This window comes from Caballeronia sp. LZ035 (assembly GCF_031451175.1).
Classification (GTDB): Bacteria; Pseudomonadota; Gammaproteobacteria; order Burkholderiales; family Burkholderiaceae; genus Caballeronia.
The window spans coordinates 781,939-802,282 of sequence record NZ_JARUXS010000002.1 but is presented as its reverse complement, the minus strand read 5'-3'; the positions used below and the strand labels follow the sequence as shown (position 1 = coordinate 802,282).

19 protein-coding genes are annotated in these 20,344 nt (G+C 60.7%); 6 read left to right on the top strand and 13 right to left on the bottom strand.

All coding sequences use genetic code 11. The features are described from left to right. Positions 1-55: 55 nt before the first annotated feature. The gene (locus QCE88_RS19215) at positions 56-1,225 is read right to left on the bottom strand and encodes a porin (RefSeq protein ID WP_309905026.1); all 1,170 of its coding nucleotides are present in this window, start codon (positions 1,223-1,225) and stop codon (positions 56-58) included. Positions 1,226-1,600: 375 nt separating this feature from the next. Further along, positions 1,601-2,923, bottom strand: coding sequence for an Nramp family divalent metal transporter (locus tag QCE88_RS19210; protein WP_309905024.1), 1,323 nt, complete (start codon positions 2,921-2,923; stop codon positions 1,601-1,603). Between the two features lie 286 nt (positions 2,924-3,209). Here QCE88_RS19210 and QCE88_RS19205 point away from each other — a divergent pair, with 286 nt between their 5' ends. The 4 genes from QCE88_RS19205 to QCE88_RS19190 all read left to right on the top strand — a co-directional run bounded on the left by QCE88_RS19205 (position 3,210) and on the right by QCE88_RS19190 (position 6,745). Continuing rightward, positions 3,210-4,127: a 3-keto-5-aminohexanoate cleavage protein gene (locus QCE88_RS19205; protein ID WP_309905021.1), complete on the top strand. Its 918-nt coding sequence runs from the start codon at positions 3,210-3,212 to the stop codon at positions 4,125-4,127. After that, the gene (locus QCE88_RS19200; RefSeq protein WP_309905017.1) at positions 4,124-5,074 is read left to right on the top strand and encodes an MBL fold metallo-hydrolase; all 951 of its coding nucleotides are present in this window, start codon (positions 4,124-4,126) and stop codon (positions 5,072-5,074) included. Before QCE88_RS19205 ends, QCE88_RS19200 begins: the two co-directional genes overlap by 4 nt. 81 nt (positions 5,075-5,155) lie before the next feature. Next, positions 5,156-5,776 carry a glutathione S-transferase N-terminal domain-containing protein gene (locus QCE88_RS19195; RefSeq protein ID WP_309905015.1) on the top strand — a complete coding sequence of 207 codons (621 nt, stop codon included), beginning with the start codon at positions 5,156-5,158 and terminating at the stop codon, positions 5,774-5,776. A gap of 15 nt (positions 5,777-5,791) precedes the next feature. Continuing rightward, positions 5,792-6,745, top strand: a complete 954-nt coding sequence (locus QCE88_RS19190; RefSeq protein WP_309905013.1) for a LysR substrate-binding domain-containing protein — start codon at positions 5,792-5,794, stop codon at positions 6,743-6,745. Here the strand turns inward: QCE88_RS19190 and QCE88_RS19185 are convergent. From QCE88_RS19185 to QCE88_RS19175, 3 genes are read right to left on the bottom strand one after another with little or no spacing between them, the layout of a single operon-like run. After that, a complete protein-coding gene (locus QCE88_RS19185; RefSeq protein ID WP_309905011.1) occupies positions 6,742-7,869 on the bottom strand; it encodes an ABC transporter ATP-binding protein in 1,128 nt (375 codons plus the stop codon). The genes QCE88_RS19190 and QCE88_RS19185 overlap by 4 nt on opposite strands. 27 nt (positions 7,870-7,896) lie before the next feature. Then, positions 7,897-9,636 (bottom strand): iron ABC transporter permease, encoded by a 1,740-nt coding sequence (locus QCE88_RS19180; protein ID WP_309905009.1) that lies wholly within the window; start codon positions 9,634-9,636, stop codon positions 7,897-7,899. A 57-nt stretch (positions 9,637-9,693) separates the two neighbouring features. Continuing rightward, positions 9,694-10,746 carry an extracellular solute-binding protein gene (locus QCE88_RS19175; protein WP_309905007.1) on the bottom strand — a complete coding sequence of 351 codons (1,053 nt, stop codon included), beginning with the start codon at positions 10,744-10,746 and terminating at the stop codon, positions 9,694-9,696. 235 nt (positions 10,747-10,981) lie between these two features. On the opposite strand from QCE88_RS19175, the gene QCE88_RS19170 reads away from it, so the two are divergent. Together QCE88_RS19170 and QCE88_RS19165 are read left to right on the top strand one after the other, a co-directional pair. After that, the gene (locus QCE88_RS19170; protein ID WP_309905005.1) at positions 10,982-11,878 is read left to right on the top strand and encodes a 2-hydroxy-3-oxopropionate reductase; all 897 of its coding nucleotides are present in this window, start codon (positions 10,982-10,984) and stop codon (positions 11,876-11,878) included. 85 nt (positions 11,879-11,963) lie between these two features. Beyond that, positions 11,964-12,407, top strand: coding sequence for a hypothetical protein (locus QCE88_RS19165; RefSeq protein WP_309905003.1), 444 nt, complete (start codon positions 11,964-11,966; stop codon positions 12,405-12,407). A gap of 17 nt (positions 12,408-12,424) precedes the next feature. On the opposite strand, the gene QCE88_RS19160 is transcribed toward QCE88_RS19165, so the two are convergent. From QCE88_RS19160 to dmpG, 8 genes are all read right to left on the bottom strand, one after another. After that, a complete protein-coding gene (locus QCE88_RS19160; protein ID WP_309905000.1) occupies positions 12,425-13,411 on the bottom strand; it encodes an NADPH:quinone reductase in 987 nt (328 codons plus the stop codon). Positions 13,412-13,648: 237 nt separating this feature from the next. After that, positions 13,649-14,845, bottom strand: coding sequence for a sialidase family protein (locus tag QCE88_RS19155; protein ID WP_309904998.1), 1,197 nt, complete (start codon positions 14,843-14,845; stop codon positions 13,649-13,651). A gap of 85 nt (positions 14,846-14,930) precedes the next feature. Further along, positions 14,931-16,238, bottom strand: coding sequence for a hypothetical protein (locus tag QCE88_RS19150; protein WP_309904996.1), 1,308 nt, complete (start codon positions 16,236-16,238; stop codon positions 14,931-14,933). A gap of 76 nt (positions 16,239-16,314) precedes the next feature. Then, positions 16,315-16,917, bottom strand: coding sequence for an NAD(P)H-dependent oxidoreductase (locus QCE88_RS19145; RefSeq protein WP_309904994.1), 603 nt, complete (start codon positions 16,915-16,917; stop codon positions 16,315-16,317). 38 nt (positions 16,918-16,955) lie between these two features. Then, positions 16,956-17,450: a DUF4863 family protein gene (locus QCE88_RS19140; protein ID WP_309904993.1), complete on the bottom strand. Its 495-nt coding sequence runs from the start codon at positions 17,448-17,450 to the stop codon at positions 16,956-16,958. A gap of 23 nt (positions 17,451-17,473) precedes the next feature. Then, positions 17,474-18,493 (bottom strand): amidohydrolase family protein, encoded by a 1,020-nt coding sequence (locus tag QCE88_RS19135; protein ID WP_309904991.1) that lies wholly within the window; start codon positions 18,491-18,493, stop codon positions 17,474-17,476. Positions 18,494-18,536: 43 nt separating this feature from the next. Next, complete coding sequence (locus tag QCE88_RS19130) at positions 18,537-19,310, bottom strand: fumarylacetoacetate hydrolase family protein (protein ID WP_309904989.1); 774 nt, start codon at positions 19,308-19,310, stop codon at positions 18,537-18,539. Beyond that, the gene (gene dmpG, locus QCE88_RS19125; protein WP_309904988.1) at positions 19,307-20,341 is read right to left on the bottom strand and encodes a 4-hydroxy-2-oxovalerate aldolase; all 1,035 of its coding nucleotides are present in this window, start codon (positions 20,339-20,341) and stop codon (positions 19,307-19,309) included. Before dmpG ends, QCE88_RS19130 begins: the two co-directional genes overlap by 4 nt. Positions 20,342-20,344: the final 3 nt, after the last annotated feature.

The window sequence follows — 20,344 nt, the reverse complement described above, 5'->3', positions numbered from 1 at the left end:
AGAACGGAATGTGTTCATCGATATCTCTCTGTAGCGGATTCGAACGCTCGGCGCGTCAGAACTTCTGACGCAGCCCGACGCGAATCACGGCCTGCGTGTTCGACGTCGAAGGCGTCAGCAGATTGATCGCCGCCGTCGCGGGCTTGCCTGTCGAATCCGTGCCCGACGCATGCTGATAGACGCCGATGACGTAGACCGTCGTGCGCTTGGACAGGAAGTACTGGGCGCTCAATTCACCCTGACTATACTTGGCGCCGCTGCGGCCGCCCGCCCCGCCGCCATCGGTATAGTCGTAGCCGACGCCGAGAAGCACGTCCGGTATCGGGCGATAACGCAGGCTCACTTCGGCGTTGTTGAACGCCGCCGTACCCGTGTAATGGACCGGATTGGGACCTGACGACACATCGCCCAGATCGCTGAAGCGGATATTCGAATAGGTCACGGTGGCGGTTGCATCGCCGAGCGTGTAGGCTGCGGCGGCGCCGAAGGTCTGGTAACTGCGCGCCGAGAGAAATCCGCTATAGACCGGTGTGACTGTTCCGTTGGCGGTCGCGGCGGTCAGTCCGGTCTGCGAGTTGTTACCCATGAAACTCAGGTTGGGATTATGGACGTCGAGGTATCCGACGCCCAGCGCTATCGGGCCGTGCCTGTAGCCGGCCCCAGCGGACCAGATCTGATTGCGCGACGTCTGGCCGGCCACGCCGCCGAGACTGTACATGCCGCCAAAGGTGAAACCCCGGAAGTCCTCGCTTGCGAACTTGACCGAGTTATTGGTGCGGTAGGTATCGTTGAAGTTATCGAGGTCGCCGGGATGAGCCGAGATATAACCTCCCCAGTTATCCGCCACGCCATAGATGCCCACGTAGTCGACAACCGAATCGTATTGACGGCCCAGCGTGAGCCTCCCATAGGGACTGGCGAGCCCGACCCAGGCCTGACGGCCGAACAGGAGTCCGCCCTGGCCGAATTGGCCGTTATTCACATTGAAGCCGTTCTCCAGCTGGAATATGGTCTTCAGCCCGCCGCCCAGGTCCTCTGCTCCGCTCAGGACGAACCGGCTGCCGTTATTGACGCCGCTGGTCATGGCGTACTGGTGCGCGCCACCGGCATTGGTCACCGCATTGATACCGACGTCGATCACACCGCTCAGCATGACACTGCTTTGAGCGTGCGCCAGCATCGAGAACGGCATGCCGAGCGCTAATAACAACAACGACTTTTTCATCTTGTCTCCAGCTCCTGATTTATCTTTGATTTGACTTTGGTCCGACTCGAACTCGTTCCGACATGCGTGCTGTCGATCCCCGACGTGCCGATATCGCGGTCGAAAGCGCCCCCGCCTGTTGCAACAGGCGACTATCGATCCGGACTGGTTTAACAACATGAACGTCTTGCCAGGATGGTCGGGGAACCCTGCGGCCGACTTTCTGAAGAGACAACGCACGCTCTTGAATGGACGTTGTTTCAGGTTGATCGCATGACGGAAGTATTTGGTCTGCGTCATGCATCGTCAAACGACAATTTGGCCTTCGCGATTGAGCTTTAGTCAACATGCCTGCAGCGAAGCGCACATGGCGGTCGTTCCGCCGAAACCCACGCATCATCCGTTCATGGCCAACTGCCAGAGCAATGCTGCGTTGACCACGACGACGAGTCCCGCGCAAAGCCACGCCAGCCCGAGCGGCGCCCCCCGCAGGCGCCAGCGCCCCATCAGATCGCCATTCGACGCAAACCTCACCAGCGGAATGACCGCCATGGGCAATTGCAGACTGAGCACGACCTGACTTGCAATAAGCAACTGGCTCGAACCATGCTGCCCGAATGCCGTGACCGCCAGCAAGGCAGGACCGATCGCGAGGCTGCGAGTCAGCAGCGCGCGATACCGTCCGGCGATTTTCAGACGTAGAAATCCTTCCATGACCACCTGCCCCGCGAGCGTTCCCGTCACCGTCGCGTTGAGTCCACAGGCAAGCAGAGCGGCAGCGAAGAGAACACCTGCGGCATGGCTTCCGAGCAGCGGTGCGATCAGACGACTCGCATCGGCGAGATCCGGGATACCGTCATGCCCTCGCGCATGAAAAACAGCGGCCGCCACGATCAACAAAGCCGCATTGACCACGAACGCAAGCGTGAGCGATGCAAAGGTATCGATGTTCACGCTCCGCAAGGCTTTCGCGATTGCCTCGCGGCCGCCTTGCGCCGCCTGTGTCTTGACGAGCGCCGAATGCAGGTAGAGGTTATGCGGCATGACTGTCGCGCCGAGTATGCCGACGGCGAGCCAGATCATGCCCGTGTCGCGCAGCATGTCGGCGCGCGGAACCAGACCCGCCAGTACGCTGTGCCACGCGGGTTGGGCGAGCGCCAGTTCGATCCCGAAACAGACGCCGACGAACAGCATCAGCATGGTCACCGTGACTTGCAGCGGGCGTTGACCGCGATGCTGAAGCGCGAGCATCGCGAACGTTCCGGCGGCGGACAACAGGACGCCGACACCGAGGCTCACACCGAGCAGCAACTGGAGGGCCACGGCACTGCCGACGACTTCCGCCACGTCGCACGCGACGATTGCGATCTCACTCGTGATCCATAAGGCCAGTGTCGTGCGGCGGCTGTAGTGCCGCCGGCACAACTCGCCGAGGTCCTGGCCCGTGACCACGCCCACCGTCGATGCGATCCATTGCAATAGCAATCCCATCAGGCTTGCCGCCAGCACGACGCTCAGCATGCGATAGCCGTATCTCGCCCCGCCGTCGAGCGCGGTCGCCCAGTTTCCCGGATCCATGTACCCGACGGCAATCAGCGCGCCCGCGCCGATGCACGAGAACCAGCGGGGGCGTGACCGGCGAGAAACGTGAGCGCGGCGGTCCGTGCGCGTGCCGGCGGAATCGCCGCAAGCGGACAGTGCGGAGGGAATGGAGTCCATGGAGATCCGGAGCGTCGAAAAAAACGCTTCGCATGATGTTTTAAGCCCCCGACTCCGTCAATTCACTTTATTGCAAGCTCGAATGAGTTTCTCGCAATCGACCCCCGCTCTGTCCAACTTGAAAAGAACGCGTCCCGATCCGCTCTATGGCGAACCCATCAGCCGTTGAGTTTTTCTCAAGAACGCGAAAATTTAATCGTTTGTCGCGCGTGCACGATTCGGCCACAGTGAGCGCTCCTCGGGCGACAGCGTCGCCTTGGGCCACGCCCGCAATCCGGAGACTACCTTGACCACCAAGAGAAATACGATCGTGACCTGTGCCGTGACTGGCGCCGGCCTCACGCCATCCATGTCGCCCTACTTGCCGATCACACCCGATCAGATCGCCGAGCAGAGCATCGCCGCGGCTCATGCCGGCGCTGCGATCCTGCATCTTCATGCGCGCAATCCGGAAGACGGACGGCCCACCAACGATATCGAAGTCTGGAAGCAGTTCGTCCCGCGGATCCGTGAGAATTGCGACGCCATCATCAATATGTCGGCCTCGCTCGGCGCGACAGCCGAGGACCGCGTGTCCGCCGTGCTGGCGCTTCGTCCCGACATCGCGACCGTGATTGTCGGCTCGATGAACTATGGCCGCTTCAAGAAAGCGAACGACCTGAACATCACGAATCTCAAATACGATTGGGAGAAGGAATTCCTCTTCGGCGAGAGCGCCTATACGACGGTCACGCAGAATACCTTCGCGAAGATCGGGCAGATGATCGAAATCTTTTCAGACAACGACATCGCAATGGAATTCGAGTGTTATGACGTGGGCCATCTGTATATCCTCGAGTACCACCTCAACAAGATCAAGGGCGTGAAGCGGCCGCTCATCGTGCAGTTTCTGACAGGCATCCTGGGCGGCATTCCGTCGAACGTCGAGCATCTGCTGCACATGAAGCAAACGGCGGAGAAGCTGTTCGGCGACGATCTCGTTCTGTTCACGCACGGAACCGGCCCGAACAACATGAAGGCCGCAGCCGCAGGCGCGCTGCTCGGCACCAACGTCCGGATCGGCCAGGAGGACAACATTCAGGAACGCCCCGGCGTGCTGTTCAAGTCAAATGCCGAACAGGTGGAGAAAGTGAAGCGGATCCTCGGCGAATTGAACGTGGCGACTGCAAGCGCTGCGGAAGCGCGCGAAATCCTTCGCATGTGACGTTGCGGGCCGGTGTCAGAGCGCCGGCCCTGTCGAACGGGTTCTCAGGAGGCCCCATGCTGTTTAGCAGAATGATTGGCGACGTAAAAGTCAGCAACCTGATCGAGTATTACGGGCCGACCCACGATCCCGCACGCGTCTTCCCCGACCTGGATATGACGGCGTCGCTGACGCAGGCCGAAGCGCTGGGTCCGGAGCAATATTGCGCAGGGGTCAATCGATTCATCGTTGCGATTCAGTTGTGGATTGTCCAGTACGAGCGGCGAACGATCCTGATCGATACCGGCGTCGGCAATCGAAAGGCGCGCACCACGCTGCGGCAGAACATGCTCAACACGCTGGTTCCGGAATGGATGGCGTCGGTGGGGGTAACGGCCGCTTCCGTTACGCATGTCATCAACACCCATCTTCATTCGGACCACGTGGGCTGGAATACCGAGCAGGTCGACGGCCGATGGCAGCCCACTTTTCCGAACGCCGAGTATTACCTTCCGCTGGCCGATTTCGAGCCTCTGGCGCAGCAGTATGCGAGCGGCAACAAGGAGGCCGGAGGCGGCTCGTTCCTGGACAGCGTGCTGCCGGTCGTGGATGCCGGCATGGTGAACTTCATCGACGGCACCGGACGGATCGCCGACTTGCTGGACATCGAGCCGGTTCCGGGACACACGCCTGGGCAGGTTTCACTGCGCCTGAACGCCGGCGGCAAGGAAGGCATTTTCACCGCAGACGTGTTTCACAGTCCCATTCAGATCGTACAGCCCGGCATCAACACGACATTCTGCATGGACAAGAAGCGTGCGATCGAATCCCGAAGAGCGCTCCTCGCACGGGCGGCAGAACGAAACGCCCTGATCATGCCTTGTCACTTCGGCTATCCGCATTGCGGGTATGTTCTACGAGGTCCGGGCGATCAATACAGCTTCATTCCCGAAGACCGTACGCGTTGATGCGGGCGGCCCGACAAGAACAACGACAACGAACCTGCGTGACACGACCGATCGCGGGAGACTGAATCGACATAGAGGCAAATGATGAAGCTTTTCTGGTCTTCGCGATCGCCTTTCGCGCGCAAGGTCATGGTGCTGGCGCATGAGTTATCGCTCGGCGATCAGTTGACGCTGATACGGGTCGCCGTTGGCTCGATCCTGCTGGACGAGAACCTGATGAAGCACAATCCTCTCAACAGGATTCCCACGCTGATTTTCGACGACGGAAGCGCGCTATTCGATTCGCGCGCCATCTGTGATTATCTCGTCCAGTTCGCCGATACACATGAGCTGACTTGCGCGGACCACGCATCGCGGATCGCGGACGAACGTCGTCAATCACTCGGCGACGGAATCATGGAGCAATCCGTCCTGACGCTCGGCGAGCGCAAGCGTCCGGTCCAGCAATTCTCTCCGGCCCATGAGGCAGCCTACCGGTTGAAAACAGCCAGGACGCTGGATCTGCTTGAGGGCGAGGCGGAGCAACTCGTCGCCCTAACGGGTGTTACCATTGGCTCGGTCGCGATCGCCGTTGCGCTGAGCCACCTCGACTTCCGTTTCAACGAAGAGAACTGGCGGGGCACGAGGCCGCGTTTGAGCGATTGGCATGCGTCGATGACGGAACGATCCTCCATGAAGCTGACCGCGTTCGTGGAAGCTTAACTTTGGGAAACGCAGATGGGATGGAAGCTACCGCCCCTCAATGCATTGAAGGCCTTTGAAGCAGCGGCGCGACTGGAGAGTTTTACGCTCGCATCCGAGGAACTGAACGTGACTCCCGGTGCAATCAGCCGACAGATAAAGACGCTCGAATCTTCGCTCGGTCAAGTTCTGTTCGAGCGCAACAACCGTGAGGTCAAGCTGACGCCGGAGAGCCGCGACTTCGCCGCCGCCGTCGGCGAAGCTTTTCGCGCCATCGACATCGCCGCTGGATCGTTCATCAAGAGCCGCAGCGAGGAGCCATTGCGCGTGGCCTGCTCCATGATCGTCGCGACACGCTGGCTCTTTCCACGGCTCGGACGCTTCCATGCCCTTCATCCACACCGCCACGTCTCGCTGACCACCAATCTGCCGCCGCTGCACGCGCCCTTCGCCGGATCGACCATCGAAGCGCTCATGAAGCTGGGCACGGAGTCCACATGGGCCAGCGACATCGTTGCGGAACGGCTCTTCGGCAGCGAGCTCGTCGCCATCTGCAGCCCGGCGCTCCTGCGCGGCAAGGCGCCTCTGCGCGCGCCCGAGGACCTGTTCGATCACACGATACTGTCCACCGCCATGAGGCCCCTGAGCTGGTCGCAATGGATGGAGTCCGCGGGGATTTCTCCGGCGGCGTGCCGGCATCCGATCGTCGAACTCGAAAGCTCGACGCTGACCTACATGGCCGCGCTGGCAGGACAAGGCGTGGCGCTCGGCGAACGGCAATTGATCGTCGACGATGTGAGAGAAGGACGTCTCGTGGTGCCCTTCGATATCGTCCATAAGAGCCCGGAAAGCTTCTTCCTGATTTACAAGCGCGAGCTTCAGAATACTTCACGGCTTCGCGAATTCAGTCGCTGGGTGATCGAGGAAGCCAGGGGCAGCGAGATCGAAACCGACAACACACCAGGCATTCCCGCACGCCAGGCAGCCTAAACGCCAGCGAACGCCACGGTTTCCGCAATCGGAAAGCTCAGGGCAAGGGTATCGCCAGGCTTGTGCGTGGCCGTCGGCCGGTCATACAACTGGACCCGGTCGCCGCCCACATCGACCTGCACGCGAGTCATCGTGCCAGCAAAGCTGACGAAGCTCACGCGACCCTCCACATGATTGTGGTCGGCCAGACTCGCCGGGCACGCCGACGTGATTTTCACCGACTCGGGACGCACCGATATCGCCACAGGCTGATTCCGCGCAAGCTCCACGCGCGGTTCGCAAACCAGTCGCTGTCCGCTCGACGTTCTGATGTGTGCACGACCGGCCTCAAGCTTTTCGACCGACCCTTCCAGCCAGTTTGTCGAGCCGACGAACCTCGCGACGAAGCGGTTTGCCGGTTCGAACCAGATCTGGCGCGGCGAGCCAAGCTGGACGATCTCCCCGCGATCCATGACCGCGATGCTGTCCGACAGTTCGAGCGCCTCCGTCTGATCGTGCGTCACATACACTGTCGTTACGCCGATCTGCTGCTGCAACTTGCGCAACTCGTCCCGCAGTTCGTCTCTCAAGGACGCGTCAAGGTTGCTCAGCGGCTCATCGAGCAGAAGCAGCCGGGGTCGCCGCACGATAGCGCGCGCCAGAGCAACGCGCTGTTGCTGCCCGCCTGACAGCATGGTGGCGGAGCGGCCCGCATAGCCGGAAAGACTCACGGTCTCCAGTGCGGCATGAACGAGGCTCTCGATTTCCTTGCGCGTGTAAGCGATGTCCTTCGACACCTTGAGCGGGAACGCGATATTGTCGAACACGGACATATGTGGCCAGATCGCATACGACTGAAACACCATGCCGATATTGCGCCGGTTCATGGGTATCGAGATTCTGCGTGCGTCGTCGAAAAAGGTCTGGCCGTCAACGACGATCTTGCCGGTATCCGGCTCTTCCAGTCCTGCAATGCATCTCAATGTCGTAGTCTTGCCGCAGCCGCTGGGGCCCAGGAGCGTGAAGAACGTCCCTGCCGGAAGGGAAAACCGCGCGGCTTTGAGACCGCCTTGCGAGCCCTGCGACGTGTTCGGATAGATCTTTGACAACTGCGCTATTTCCAGCATCGGCGCGGCCGGATTCATGTTTTTCTTTTCCAGGGTCATGGAGTTTCAACGTCGCGAGATCGTGTAGAAGACCGTCGAACACACGGTCATGAGCAAGGACCAGAAAAGCCCGAGTACCGCGACCTCACCGCTCTGTCCGTTCGACCACAGATTGAACAGGGCAACGGCGATGGTCTGCGAATTGGCGCCCGCCAGCAGTAGTGGCATGGACATTTCCTTGGAGCCGATCAGGAAGATGAAGATCCAGCTCGACACCAGCGCCGGCCTCGCCAGCGGTGTCACCACTCTGCCGAGAATCTGGGCGCGGCTTGCGCCCGCGACCGCGGCGGCCTGTTCGAGCTCGGGATGAATCTGCATGATCCCGGCGTGCGAATATCGCATGCCGTAAGGGAGATAACGCGTCGAGAAGCCGAAGATCAGGATCCACAAGGTGCCGTAGACAGTGAACGGCACCGACAACGCCAGCTCCAGGAGCGCAAGGCCAAGGATCAATCCTGGAAACACAAGCGGGATAGTGACCAATTGGTCGATCAACGCGTATCCGGGCTTCTTTCTCGCGGTGATCCATCCGGCGAAAAAGGTAAGACCCGTAATCAGGCTTGCGACGCTTCCCGCCACGATGAGGGTGTTGAGCGCGAGCTTCATGTAATACGGCGACGAGAGCACGGCGGCGAAATTCCTTCCGGTCAGATGCATCAGCGTCGCATAACGGATTGGCCGTATGAAGGGCGTGACGGCCATCCATAGAATGGCGAGCAAGGGCAACACGAGCACGATGGAAAAATTGAGCAGCACGATCGCACCACCCCACCAGCGTGCGTTGCCTAGCCGAAATTCACGCGGACGATAACCCTTGCCCGTGATGCTCACATAGCGTTCGGCTTGTTTGTTCAGCTTCGAATAGAAATACAGCAGCAGCGCAACCAGGCCGATCAGGACGATTGAAAAGGCGCTTGCATAACCGACGTCCGGCGGCATGCGCTGAACGCTACGGTAGATCTCTGTCGTCAGCACCTTGACGCCGCCCGGCATGCCCACCAACGCCGGCACCTCGAACGACTCGAGGTTCCGGATGAACACAAACAGGATCAGGGCGAAGATCGCGGGCCGCGCGAGCCGCAGGGAAATCTGCCTGACGGTACAGGCGATCGATGCGCCGGACATGCGGGCCGCCTCTTCCATCTCCGCATTGGCCGCGCGAAATGTGGATGACAGAAGCAGGAAGACAAGCGGCGACCACAGGAAGCCTTCGATAAACACCATGCCGGCGAGCGAGGTGACGTTGAACGGCGCGTCTGTCGAATGGAATAGCGCTCGATACAGATCGTTCACCGGTCCCATACGGCCGAGCAGGAACAACCAGGCCGTAACGTACAGGATATAAGGCGTGCCCAGCGATATGATCGCGGTGACGAAGGCCAGACGCTTCAACGGAACGTCGGTCCGCTCAACCAGCCACGCGAGACTCGCGCCACAGATCACGGACACGACCGTAGCAAGCAATGCGAACACCATTGAATTCCACGCACTCGAAGCGAGCGCATTGCCATGCACCAACTTCAGGTAGTGATCGAACGTGAATGCGCCGGTCGACAGATTCGGATTGATCTCGACGAAACTCGTTCTCAGCAGGATCCATGCGGGAGGCAATACGAGTGCGCTCGCGGCCAGCAAGACAAGCCCGCTGAGCACCCGTGACTCGGCGCCTATACCCTTGCCGGAACGGATGCGTCGATTCGATTCGGAGGGTTCGACCGCGGCCGCTACTCCACCTCTATTCGGCATGTTCAACAATGCTCCAGTTGATTGTCAGCACATTCGCGCAGCCAGGCGTGCCTGCGGTTACCAGTCGAAGAGCTCGTCGACGATCGCCGTCCACTCGGCCTCGTGCTGGTTGTATTCGCCCGGTGTAATCAGAACCGCCTTGAAGTGGCCGGTATCCGGCATCAATCCGGCGAATTTCGGCGCCACCGCCGGACTGGCGGGCAGGTATCCCGCATCGGCAATGATCTTCTGGCCCTGCGGAGAAAGCATGAACTCGAGCAAGAGCTTGCCGGCGTTTGGATGAGGCCCGGACCTGACGAGGCCCGCGGTTCCGAAGGTCTCGATTGACTGATCCAGGGACGCCCACGCGACAGGGGCGCCTTGCGCCGCGCTGATGGCCGCGTGATAGTCATAGATCGACAACGCCATTGGATACTGGCCCTGTATGACCTGATCCAGCACCACACGCTGGTTGCTTGAAACATTGGCAACATGTTGTTTCGAGAGCGCCTTCAAAAAGCTCATGCCTTCTTGAGCGCCCTTGACCTTCAGGATGAACCCGACAAAGCCGACCGGACCGGCAATACTGGGCGATGCGCTCCAGGCCATCTGGTTCTTCCATTTCGGATCCAACAGATCATCCAGTCTGACGGGCGCGTCCGCGCGCGAGATCAGATCGGTGTTGATCGCCGGCGTGATCACCTGAATGATATTGGCGGTCCACAGACCTGCCGGATCCTTCAGTTCACGCGGGTAATCTCTTGCCGCCTCGGGCTTGTAAGGCGCGACCATACCGGCGGCGTTGAGCGGAAAGAACGCCGGCCCCGCGTCCCACACATCGGCGACGACGCTGCCCGCCCTGCCCTCGTTCAGGATCTTGAGCGTGGTTTCCTGCCATGGCGCGGGCGAGAAATTCACCTTGATGCCGTACTTTTTCTCGAACGCCAGTGCGATCGGCCGCACCACCTGGCTCACCACGAGCGTCGTGTACCAGTTGACTTGCCCTTCCTTCCGGGCGGCGATAACCAGTGGCGCCAGTTGCGCATCGTCCGCACGCGCATGCGAGCCGCCGCAGAGGAAGAACATGACGAAAATGGCGCGCAAGATCCACCACCCTGACTGGCGCGGCATAGAAACTGTCTCCAGACTTTTATTGACGATCGGCTGAACGAACGTTTGGTGCCTTCATCCTCGCACTCTGACCGTCTTGCGACAAACGATAAATCGTCCTGTCGATTGATCTTTTCTCAAGCAATTCAAAAGACTTGCGTACCGATAGCCTATGAGGTTCAAATAGCGCCGCGATTCTGGTGCGGCAATGTATTGAACGAGTGGAGTCGCTATCGATAACTTTCCTGGAGGTTTCATGGCTAAGCTGGGTTTTATTGGGTTGGGCATCATGGGTCGCCCGATGGCCACCAACCTGATCCACGGCGGACATACGCTTTTCTTGCATACACGCTCTGGCGTTCCCGGCGCATTGACTGATCTCGGCGGAAATGCGTGCACCTCGCCTGCGGACGTTGCTCGACACGCCGACATCATCTTCCTCATGCTTCCTGACACGCCGGATGTCGAGCGCGTATTGTTCGGTGAACACGGCATTATCGAGGGCCTTACGCAGGGCAAGATCGTCGTCGACATGAGTTCGATCGCGCCTGTTGCCACTCATTCGTTTGCCCGCAGGATCGAGGCTGCCGGATGCGGCTACCTTGACGCGCCGGTGTCAGGCGGAGAGGTGGGCGCCAAGGCGGGCAGTCTGACCATCATGGTTGGCGGCGCGCAGGAGGTCTTCGACGTGGTCGAGCCCTTCCTTACGCTGATGGGTCGGAGCATTACGCTCGTAGGTGAATGTGGCGCGGGTCAGACGACCAAGGTGGCAAACCAGATGATCGTGGCGCTCAACATCCAGGCCGTGGCCGAAGCTTTGTTGTTCGCATCGAAAGCCGGCGCGGATCCCGCAAAGGTGCGTGAGGCACTGATGGGCGGCTTCGCCGCGTCGCGAGTTCTCGAGATCCATGGTGAACGCATGGTCAAGAGATCCTTCGACCCCGGCTTTCGCATTGCGCTGCATTGCAAAGATCTTCAGCTTGCGGTGAATGGTGCACGCACACTCGAGGTCGAGTTGCCGCATACGACGAGCGTTCATCGATTGATGAACTCGTGTCTTGCTCTTGGACTCGTGAATGCCGATCACTCTGCATTGTGTCAGGCGACCGAGAAAGCGAACGGCTATGCGATAAGCAAACCGAACCTGGAATAATTGAGCTTCGATCGAGCGGAACGCAAAGGATCCCGGCGTGTAATATCTTTACCTGATTATCCCACTCGGCTCCTGCCCGCGCTTCATGAATGATCTGCTATCTGCGCTGTTCTGGTTAGCACTTGCCGCGGCCTGCTCGGCCTCTGTGGTGTGCGCGATTCGCGCTGCCGCCCGTCCAGTCGGGACGCTCACGCAGTTGCTGCGGCGCGCCTATTACGTGCTGGTTCTTTGCATGATCACGTTCGGCGCTTATGAACTCTACGACCTCTATTCCAACAAGATTGGAGGCGCCTTGACTGGACTGGCCGCCCTTGTCGTCATGATCGGCGTGTTGTTGGCGTACATTGGAATGATCGCGGAGGGAATCGTGTCGTTTTGGTCGCGACGGATGGTCAGACGTCGCGCACCCTGGCTTTCCAAGCGCCATAGGCAACCGATTTTCAAGTGGTTGCTGTCGCCAGGAGTGGTGCCGGACTGTTCGCACAACGCCTCCTGGCACCCGCATCTGATTGCAATTTTTCCGGGCTAGCCATCTGTCCGGTCGCGCTAATCCTCCACATCGAAAACGACCACCGCATTGCCCAACAGCGTCCCGCTTTCGACGGCTTCATGAGCGTTGACAATGTCGTCGAGTCGATACCGCGCAGCGATCGTATGTTCAAGCATTCCGTGCGAAAGATACGCGTTGAGCGCGTTGACGAGCACCGTTCGCTCTGCAATTGGCAACTCATACACAACAAAGAAACGGACTGCCGCGCCTATCTGAATCATTGGGCCAAAATCGAACGGCACTTGAGGCTTTCCGGATCCGTAAATCACACAAAGCCCTCCTCGCGCGACAAGACCCGGCAACATTCCGGAATTCGCGGCCCCATCGACCTCAATGACCCGATCCGCTCCCCGGCTATCCGTGATTTGCTTGACCCGCTCCTCAACATTTTCAGCGCGGTAATTGATCGCGTGGTCGGCGCCCAGGCGCATCGCAACGCTCGCTTTTTCCGAGGAACTGACGGTCGCGATGATGACCGCCGCGCCAAGCAAGCGGGCGAATTGAATGGCATACGCCCCAACCGCCCCTGCGCCGCCGCTGACGAGTACGGTCTGACCCAAAACCGGACCATCGATTGTCACGGCTCGCAAGGCGGTCAAAGCAGGAATGCCGAGGCACGCCCCTTCTTCAAACGTCGTGTCCTCCGGCAGAATCACAGCTTGTTCGGAAGGAAGCTTGATGAATTCGGCTGCCGTCCCGGCAGCACGCTTCCACTGACCATTCCATATCCAGACGCGTTCGCCAACGCGCGTCTGTGCAACGCCGTCACCTACGCTCACGATAATCCCGGCTCCGTCGCTGTGCGGAGTCACTCGTGGTGCAACCAGCGGTCGGCCGGCGCGGGTTTTGACGTCGGAGGGGTTGACTCCGGATGCAAGAACTTTGACGCAAACCTCACCGGCCGATGGAACCGGATCGGGAAGATCGCCAACATTCAATACCTGGCTCGCGCTTCCATTCTGCTCATACCAAGCTGCTTTCATTGCAAGACCCTCATAAAAGTTGTCAACGTCACTGGTTCAAGGATGCTTCACTCGCATTAAACTCATCGCCGTCGCAGCGTCACGACTTCGTCGGACCTGGCGAAAAAAAGCGGTGCGTCGTTAGCTGATTCGACTACGTGAAGCCCAACGCATGGACGTACTCTTGCACGCAGGCTCCTGAAGAAATCGAAAGCCTGAACCGGCGGTCTACTGCGAGAATCGCAGATATTGCGTCCTTCACTGCGGCAGCGTGCCGTAATACGTTTGACACCCCATGCTGCCGTTGAAGTCGGCCGCCAGTTCAAGCAGTTCGGCGCCGTCCGCTGAAGGCAGCAATGTGTCAGCGTAGTTGGGACACGGATTCGAGTACGCGTTCGGAACCGGCACCGGCGCCGGTTTGACCGTCCAGACTCCCGCTCCATCGGCGGAAGTGTTGACGAACAGGACTCTTCCATTGCTCGGCGAGACGGTGCCGTCCGCTTCGTAGAGCATCTGGCCGACTGCAAGCAGCGCGCCGTTGCCACCACCCGCACGGGTCCAGACGCTGTCCGGCGCATGCTCGAAGTACTGTCCCGTCGACGACACGATCCTGTTGCCCAGCGTCGATGGTGTGCCGTAATTCCATCCATCGGTCGAAGTTCTGGAGTAAGCGGTGCATTGTTGTTGCGAACCACACACCTCATAGCTCATGAAGTGATGTCCGTTGGGCAACGTGCTGACACGCGCCATACCCGGCCGCGCGTCGGCAGCCAACAATGCAACCGTATTGCTCATGTCCTGCCACGTGTGCCCGTCATACGTCCGTATCTGGACGATCTTCTGACTGCAGCACGGGTCGGTCTCGTCGGACCAGAACATCACCAGCGCGCCGTCGCTGGCGATGGAGAACTCGGGCTCCCACAGACCGCCTTTCTTTCCCGCACCACGGATCGCCGGCGTGTCGTAATAAGACCAGGTCTCGCCTTCATCCTTGCTGATGTAGACCTCGATAGCGGGCGTCGTCCCCGAATTGTAGGATCCGGCGCTCAGCAGCGTGCCCGCCGGCAGCGTACCGACCGCGACTGGCAACTCGAACAACGTCGAGCAGCACCGTTCGCTGCTGCCGGCGGCGGCCACGACGCTACCGAGCGGGGAGAACGTCGCACCACTGTCCAGACTCTGGAACACGCCATGGGCGCTGGCCCCCGGGCTGATGTTGCCACCGACGCCCGTGCTCGCGATCAATCGCCCGTTATACGCTGCCGGTCCGTGACTCAGCCGGATCACGCGTGGATACCAGCCGCTGCCCGCGATTGCGGTCTTGCCGATCGTGGTGGGCTGCTTGCTCCCCGTATCTGGACCGCTCGCACCCGAAGTCGACGAACCGCCTCCACATCCGGTTACGATCATCACAAGACATACAAACGCAAGCAAAGCGATCTTCTTGACGAACATGTTCCCCTCGCAGTTGGCATGGCGAACGCAATAGGCCATCGCAGCGCCGGACACACGCGACAGCTTGCGCACCGCCTTATTTCGTTCAGGGATTCGACGGCGTCGTTGCTGGTTGAATCCAGCTCGCCAAGTCTTGCGGCGACGTCTTGCCGACGACCGCTCCCGCTGGAATATTCACGTCGAGTCCGACGTAGAACGGGCGTCGGTACGAACCGATGTACAGGCCCGACTGTGTAGGCGCGTCCGAAGGCGCGTAACCTGCAAACACAAGGAAGTAGCGACCGCTCGTGTCGCTGACGATCGACGGCACACCTGGCGACAACACCTGATCGGCCACATAGTTCGGCCACTGCGCTTCCTGCGACTGCAAGAGGTACTGAACCTCCGCGTGATTCGGCTGGCCCCACACGCCGGCCGTATCCATTTTCTGCACCCGCTGGTAGGTCCCGCCGGAGGTCGGCAAGAACGTATCCGACCACGCGATACCGGCTTTGTAATCGGGCTGGTTATAGCCGCCGACCGAGTACGTCATCACATACTTCCCCTGGATCTTCGTGACGTTGCCGGTCTCGATCTGCCTGTACTGATTCGATTGACCCAGGCCGTAAAACAATTCCGAGTTGTAAGCGCCATTGCCGGTCTCCGGCCCGAGTAGCGGCACCGGTGCGCTCGATGCGGGCGTCGTCGCCGATTGCATGGCCTGTGCCGCGATGCCGTTGTAGGTATCCGCGAGGTTCATGCTATAGACGAGGTAAAGCGTGCCGGCGTCCTCGACATATTTGCCGTCGTAGTTTCCCGCAGCCCAGCCGCTCAGCGAACCGGCCAGTACGGAGTCGGCAGTCCAGGCTGTGGGAATGCCGGCGGCGGTACTCGTCGGGTGAGCGTGCATGATGACGTGCCAATCGGTCTTGCCTTGCGGCGCGGAGGGATTGTTTATCTCTACCGTGACCGCCATGTGCCACGCACCCATGCTGTCCTGAAAGATGTTCAGGTTCTCGAATCCGGTGATGGACGCCCCATGCGCTGCGGCTTGCGGCGCGACACGACTCAAGTCCAGGGCGTTTGCCGTCGCCGCGAAGCAGCCCGGTTGAAGATTGCCCGGGCAGGTCAGGGTCTGCCGGGTCGTTCCAGAGAAAGCCGGGAACGTGGAGGAAGCGGAAGCCTTCGTTTGCTGGATCGGGTAAGGATCCGAGAAGTAGCCGCCATGCGTACTGGGCATCACGTTCGTCATCGGCTGGACCACGATCTTCGACACGGATGGCGATGTGCTGTCCGATGATCCTCCGCCCGAGCAGGCCGACAATGCAAACAGCCCTGACGACAGCACGGCGACGAAGGGAATCCGGCAGGTTTGCCAGCCGATCATGGACTGCGTGTGACGTGTTCCTCTCATCGTGTCTGTTGCTCCGGTCCAGATAATGGGTCATCCAATGGTGGGAATGGCGGTCATCTAATCAATCTTCGGATGTTCACGGTTCGACGCTTCGCACTTCGCGAGTCGCGAGGCGCGACGCGGTCCGATACAACGCCTCACCCACGCTCATCACGGCCATCGCCGCGCGATGGTCTTTCATTTGGCCTTCGGCATCGAAGGCTTCATGCGCAACACTCAACGCGAACGCTTGCGGGATCACCAGCATGCCGACCTTGTCGAGCACCGCGCGCATGGCCGTTTGCGAGCGCAGGCCGCCGAGTTGCCCGGGCGAAGCAGAAACGAGCGCCGCCACTTTGCCCGCCAGCAGCGCGATGCCGCCTGAACCGTCGCTGCGCGGACGGCTGATCCAGTCGATGGCATTCTTGAGCAACGCCGTGTATCCGCCGTTATATTCCGGCGTGGCGATGAGCAATGCATCGTGGGCATCGACCAGTGCCTGCAACGTCGATGCACCATCGGGCAATCCGCGTGCCGCCTCGACGTCGCCGTCATAGATCGGGAGATCGAAGTCGGCAAGGCGCGCGAACGTCACGATGGCGCCCGCATCGCGCGCACCTTGTACCGCCATGGCCAGCAACTTCTGGTTGAGCGACTCGCGCCGTGAACTGCCGCAGATGGCAAGAATCCTGATGCTCATGCAAGCTCCGGAAAGAGGTAAAAGAGATGCCGGTCTGCTCAAGGTGCAGGCGGCGTGCGATATTCGATTTCGCCACCGGGCAGGAAATACATCATCAACGCGCGGCCCGTGACGGTCGGAAAGTGCTCGCTCATCGGCGGGAACACGCGCCAGCCCGCACCGTGTCCGCAAAACTGCGCTCCGGCTTCGAGCGGGATGATCATGTTGATCTCGCCTTTCGTATGGCAGTGGTATTGGCCTTTTACGTCGCGCAGCAAGCCGCTCTCGACGCTCAGCTCCGCTGTCTCGTACGACGGCTCCGCGATACGGCCGCGCCGGTATGCAGTGCCGTCGACGGTCGCGTAACCTGCCCAGCCTTCGTCGACACCGGACTTGAGCAATTGCGCAAGCCGCGTGTAGCGTTCGGTGCGCGCACCGTATGCGCTGTTCAGGCGTGCTTCGAGCGTGGCATCGAGCGGCATCGCGCGAATGTCGTCGCACAGTTCGTGCACCCGTTCCAATAGTTCGGCCTTGTGAGGTCCTGAAGGCAGCATGGTGTTCTCCTGTGTTGTACGCGCTAGACCTGCATGAATGACGGCGTCAGCCCGAAGAAATGCGCGGCGTTTTCGCCGAGCATCCTGCGCTTCGCCGTGTCATCGAACGCGGGATGCTCGCTGATCAGCCGCCCGATGCGTTGCTCGCCGAGCGGATACGGATAGTCGGAGCCCAGCAAGACGCGTTCTTCGCCCATTACGTCGACGAGCAGTTTCAGTGCGCCCTCATCGAACACCGCGCTGTCCACTGAAAACCGGTCGACATACGACGACGGCAAGCGCGGGCAATCCTCGCGCACGATATCGCGCTCGCGCCATGCGTTGTCGACCCGTCCGAGTAGGAACGCGAAGCTGCCGCCGCCATGAGCGAAACACAGCTTCAAGGTGCGCGGGATGCGCTCGAGAGCGCCGGACAGAATCAGCGAGAGGATGCCCAACTGAGTCTCCGCCGGCATCGCGACCAGCCATGGCAGCATCCATTTCTTCATGCGGCCGTCGGTCATCATGTCCCACGGATGCACCAGTACCGGAATGCCTTCGTGCGCGCAGTGCGTGAGAAAGCGGATCAACCCTTCGTCGTCGAGATCCTTCGCGCCGACGTGATTGCCGATCTGCACGCCGCGATGCCCCGCCGCGCATGCACGCGATGCTTCCTCGCAAGCCAGGTCGATATCCTGGAGCGGCACCTGCGCGAGCGTCATCAGGCGCCTGGGGGCGGATGCGCATAACTCGAGCGCGTGATCGTTCATCCGCTGCGCCCATTGCAATGCTACCTGCGGCGAATAGCGATAGCCGAACATGACCGGCGTCGCGCACATCAGCTGGACGTCGATACCGAGCGCATCCATCTCTTCGACACGCCGTGCCGGATCCCACAATGTGCGCGTCACGGGCCGGAAAGGACGGTCGCCGCTCATGATCATGCCGCTCTCTCCACGCTCATCGATGGCGAGCCATGGCGCCTCCCGCGCGTCGAGCCGCGCCGCTTCCTCGCGGGTGACGGGCGGAAAAAAATGGGAATGCATGTCGATTCGCAAGCTCATGATGTGGGATATCCGGTGATTGCTGAGGGATGTGTCGAACGATTCATGCTTGAGCCGCGCGCGTGGTGAATTCCGCCTGACCGAGTCCGCTGATCACGCACTGCACGTGCAGTCCCGGTGTCAGCGTTTGTGCAGCGGTGGCCGCGCCCGCCATGACGAGCGATCCCGCAGGCAAGACCAGCCCTGCTTCGTGTACGACACGCGAGGTCTGCACGATCGAGCGCAACGGGTCGCCGAGAATCGCGCCGGTCGATCCGACTTGCACGTCGCGTCCGTCGAAGCGCATTCGCACGCCCGCGTTGCGCAGTCCGTCGAAGCGCGTCGACCATGCGCCGATCACCACGCCCGCGCTCGAACAGTTGTCGGCAATCACGTCCTCGAGCGTGAACTTGAACGCCTCGTAGCGCGAGTCGATGATTTCCATCGCGGGTGCAACGGCTTCGAGATACGAACGTGCTTCGAGCGCGGTGAGCGGCCCGTCGATGTCGCGCTTCGTCAGAAAGCACACCTCCGGCTCCACACGCGGATGGATGAAGCGCTCGAGGTCGAGAGGCGCGCCCTCTTCTTCTAGCATCGCATCCGTCAGCCAGCCCCAGATGAGGCTGTCCACGCCCATCTGGATCATCTTGGCGCGGCTCGTGAAGCCGAGCTTCACGCCGACCGTGCGCTCCTTGCGTTTTTCGCGCCGTGCAATCGAGGCGCGCTGGATGCGATAGGCGTCGTCGACGGTGAACGGTGTGTGCGTGCTCATCTGCTCCACGGCGCGGACTTCGCGGGCGGCGTCGTCCAGATAGGCCGCTGCATCGTCGATGTTCATCGTGTCACCTCTGCCCGGGCTGCCTCTGTATTCAGCAGGTCGAGCGCGACATCGACGATCATGTCTTCCTGACCGCCGACCATGCCGCGCCTGCCCAGTTCGACGAGAATGTCCACCGTCTTCAGACCGTATTTATGCGCAGCGGCTTCTGCGTGCCGCAGGAAGCTCGAATACACGCCCGCATAGCCGAGCGCGAGCGTCTCCCGATCCACCCGTACAGGACGGTCCTGGAGCGGGCGCACGAAATCGTCGGCGGCGTCCATGAGCGTGTAGAGATCGGTCCCGTGATGCCAGCCCATCCGCTCGGCAGCAGCGATGAACACTTCGAGCGGCGCATTGCCCGCACCCGCGCCCATCCCGGCGAGCGAGGCATCGATGCGCGTGCATCCTTCCTCGACGGCGACGATCGAGTTGGCAACGCCGAGCGACAGATTGTGGTGCGCGTGCATGCCCGTCTGCGTTTCCGGTTCGAGCACGCGCCTGAACGCGCGAAAGCGCTCGCGCACGTCGTTCATGCTGAGCGCGCCGCCCGAATCGACCACATAAACGCAGGTCGCGCCGTAGCGCTCCATTTTCTTCGCCTGGGTAGCGAGGTTGTCGGGCGTGGTCATGTGGCTCATCATCAGAAAGCCGACCGTGTCCATGCCGAGGCCGCGCGCATACTCGATATGCTGCTGCGAGATATCCGCTTCGGTGCAATGCGTGGCCACGCGCACGATCCGCGCGCCCGCGTCATGCGCGGCCTTCAGATCGTGCAGCGTGCCGATCCCGGGAATCAGCAGCGTGGCGATCTTCGCGTGCGTGACGACATCCGCGACCGCTTCGATCCATTCGAGGTCGCTGTGCGCGCCAAAGCCGTAGTTGAAGCTCGACCCCTGCAGGCCGTCGCCATGCGCGACTTCGATGCTGTCAACCCGGGCGCTGTCGAGCGCGCGCGCGATGGCCTGCACTTGGCGAATCGAGTATTGGTGACGAACGGCGTGATTGCCGTCGCGCAAGGTCACATCGGAAATATGGAGTTTCGTGCTCATGCT

Bases quoted from the DNA above. Each gene is read 5' to 3' on its own strand.
- QCE88_RS19215 (WP_309905026.1), bottom strand. From the start codon at position 1,225: ATGAAAAAGTCGTTGTTGTTATTAGCGCTCGGCATGCCGTTCTCGATG.
- QCE88_RS19210 (WP_309905024.1), bottom strand. From the start codon at position 2,923: ATGGACTCCATTCCCTCCGCACTGTCCGCTTGCGGCGATTCCGCCGGC.
- QCE88_RS19195 (WP_309905015.1), top strand. From the start codon at position 5,156: ATGATGAAGCTTTTCTGGTCTTCGCGATCGCCTTTCGCGCGCAAGGTC.
- QCE88_RS19190 (WP_309905013.1), top strand. From the start codon at position 5,792: ATGGGATGGAAGCTACCGCCCCTCAATGCATTGAAGGCCTTTGAAGCA.
- QCE88_RS19185 (WP_309905011.1), bottom strand. From the start codon at position 7,869: ATGAATCCGGCCGCGCCGATGCTGGAAATAGCGCAGTTGTCAAAGATC.
- QCE88_RS19180 (WP_309905009.1), bottom strand. From the start codon at position 9,636: ATGCCGAATAGAGGTGGAGTAGCGGCCGCGGTCGAACCCTCCGAATCG.
- QCE88_RS19175 (WP_309905007.1), bottom strand. From the start codon at position 10,746: ATGCCGCGCCAGTCAGGGTGGTGGATCTTGCGCGCCATTTTCGTCATG.
- QCE88_RS19170 (WP_309905005.1), top strand. From the start codon at position 10,982: ATGGCTAAGCTGGGTTTTATTGGGTTGGGCATCATGGGTCGCCCGATG.
- QCE88_RS19165 (WP_309905003.1), top strand. From the start codon at position 11,964: ATGAATGATCTGCTATCTGCGCTGTTCTGGTTAGCACTTGCCGCGGCC.
- QCE88_RS19160 (WP_309905000.1), bottom strand. From the start codon at position 13,411: ATGAAAGCAGCTTGGTATGAGCAGAATGGAAGCGCGAGCCAGGTATTG.
- QCE88_RS19155 (WP_309904998.1), bottom strand. From the start codon at position 14,845: ATGTTCGTCAAGAAGATCGCTTTGCTTGCGTTTGTATGTCTTGTGATG.
- QCE88_RS19150 (WP_309904996.1), bottom strand. From the start codon at position 16,238: ATGAGAGGAACACGTCACACGCAGTCCATGATCGGCTGGCAAACCTGC.
- QCE88_RS19145 (WP_309904994.1), bottom strand. From the start codon at position 16,917: ATGAGCATCAGGATTCTTGCCATCTGCGGCAGTTCACGGCGCGAGTCG.
- QCE88_RS19140 (WP_309904993.1), bottom strand. From the start codon at position 17,450: ATGCTGCCTTCAGGACCTCACAAGGCCGAACTATTGGAACGGGTGCAC.
- QCE88_RS19135 (WP_309904991.1), bottom strand. From the start codon at position 18,493: ATGAGCTTGCGAATCGACATGCATTCCCATTTTTTTCCGCCCGTCACC.
- QCE88_RS19130 (WP_309904989.1), bottom strand. From the start codon at position 19,310: ATGAACATCGACGATGCAGCGGCCTATCTGGACGACGCCGCCCGCGAA.
- dmpG (WP_309904988.1), bottom strand. From the start codon at position 20,341: ATGAGCACGAAACTCCATATTTCCGATGTGACCTTGCGCGACGGCAAT.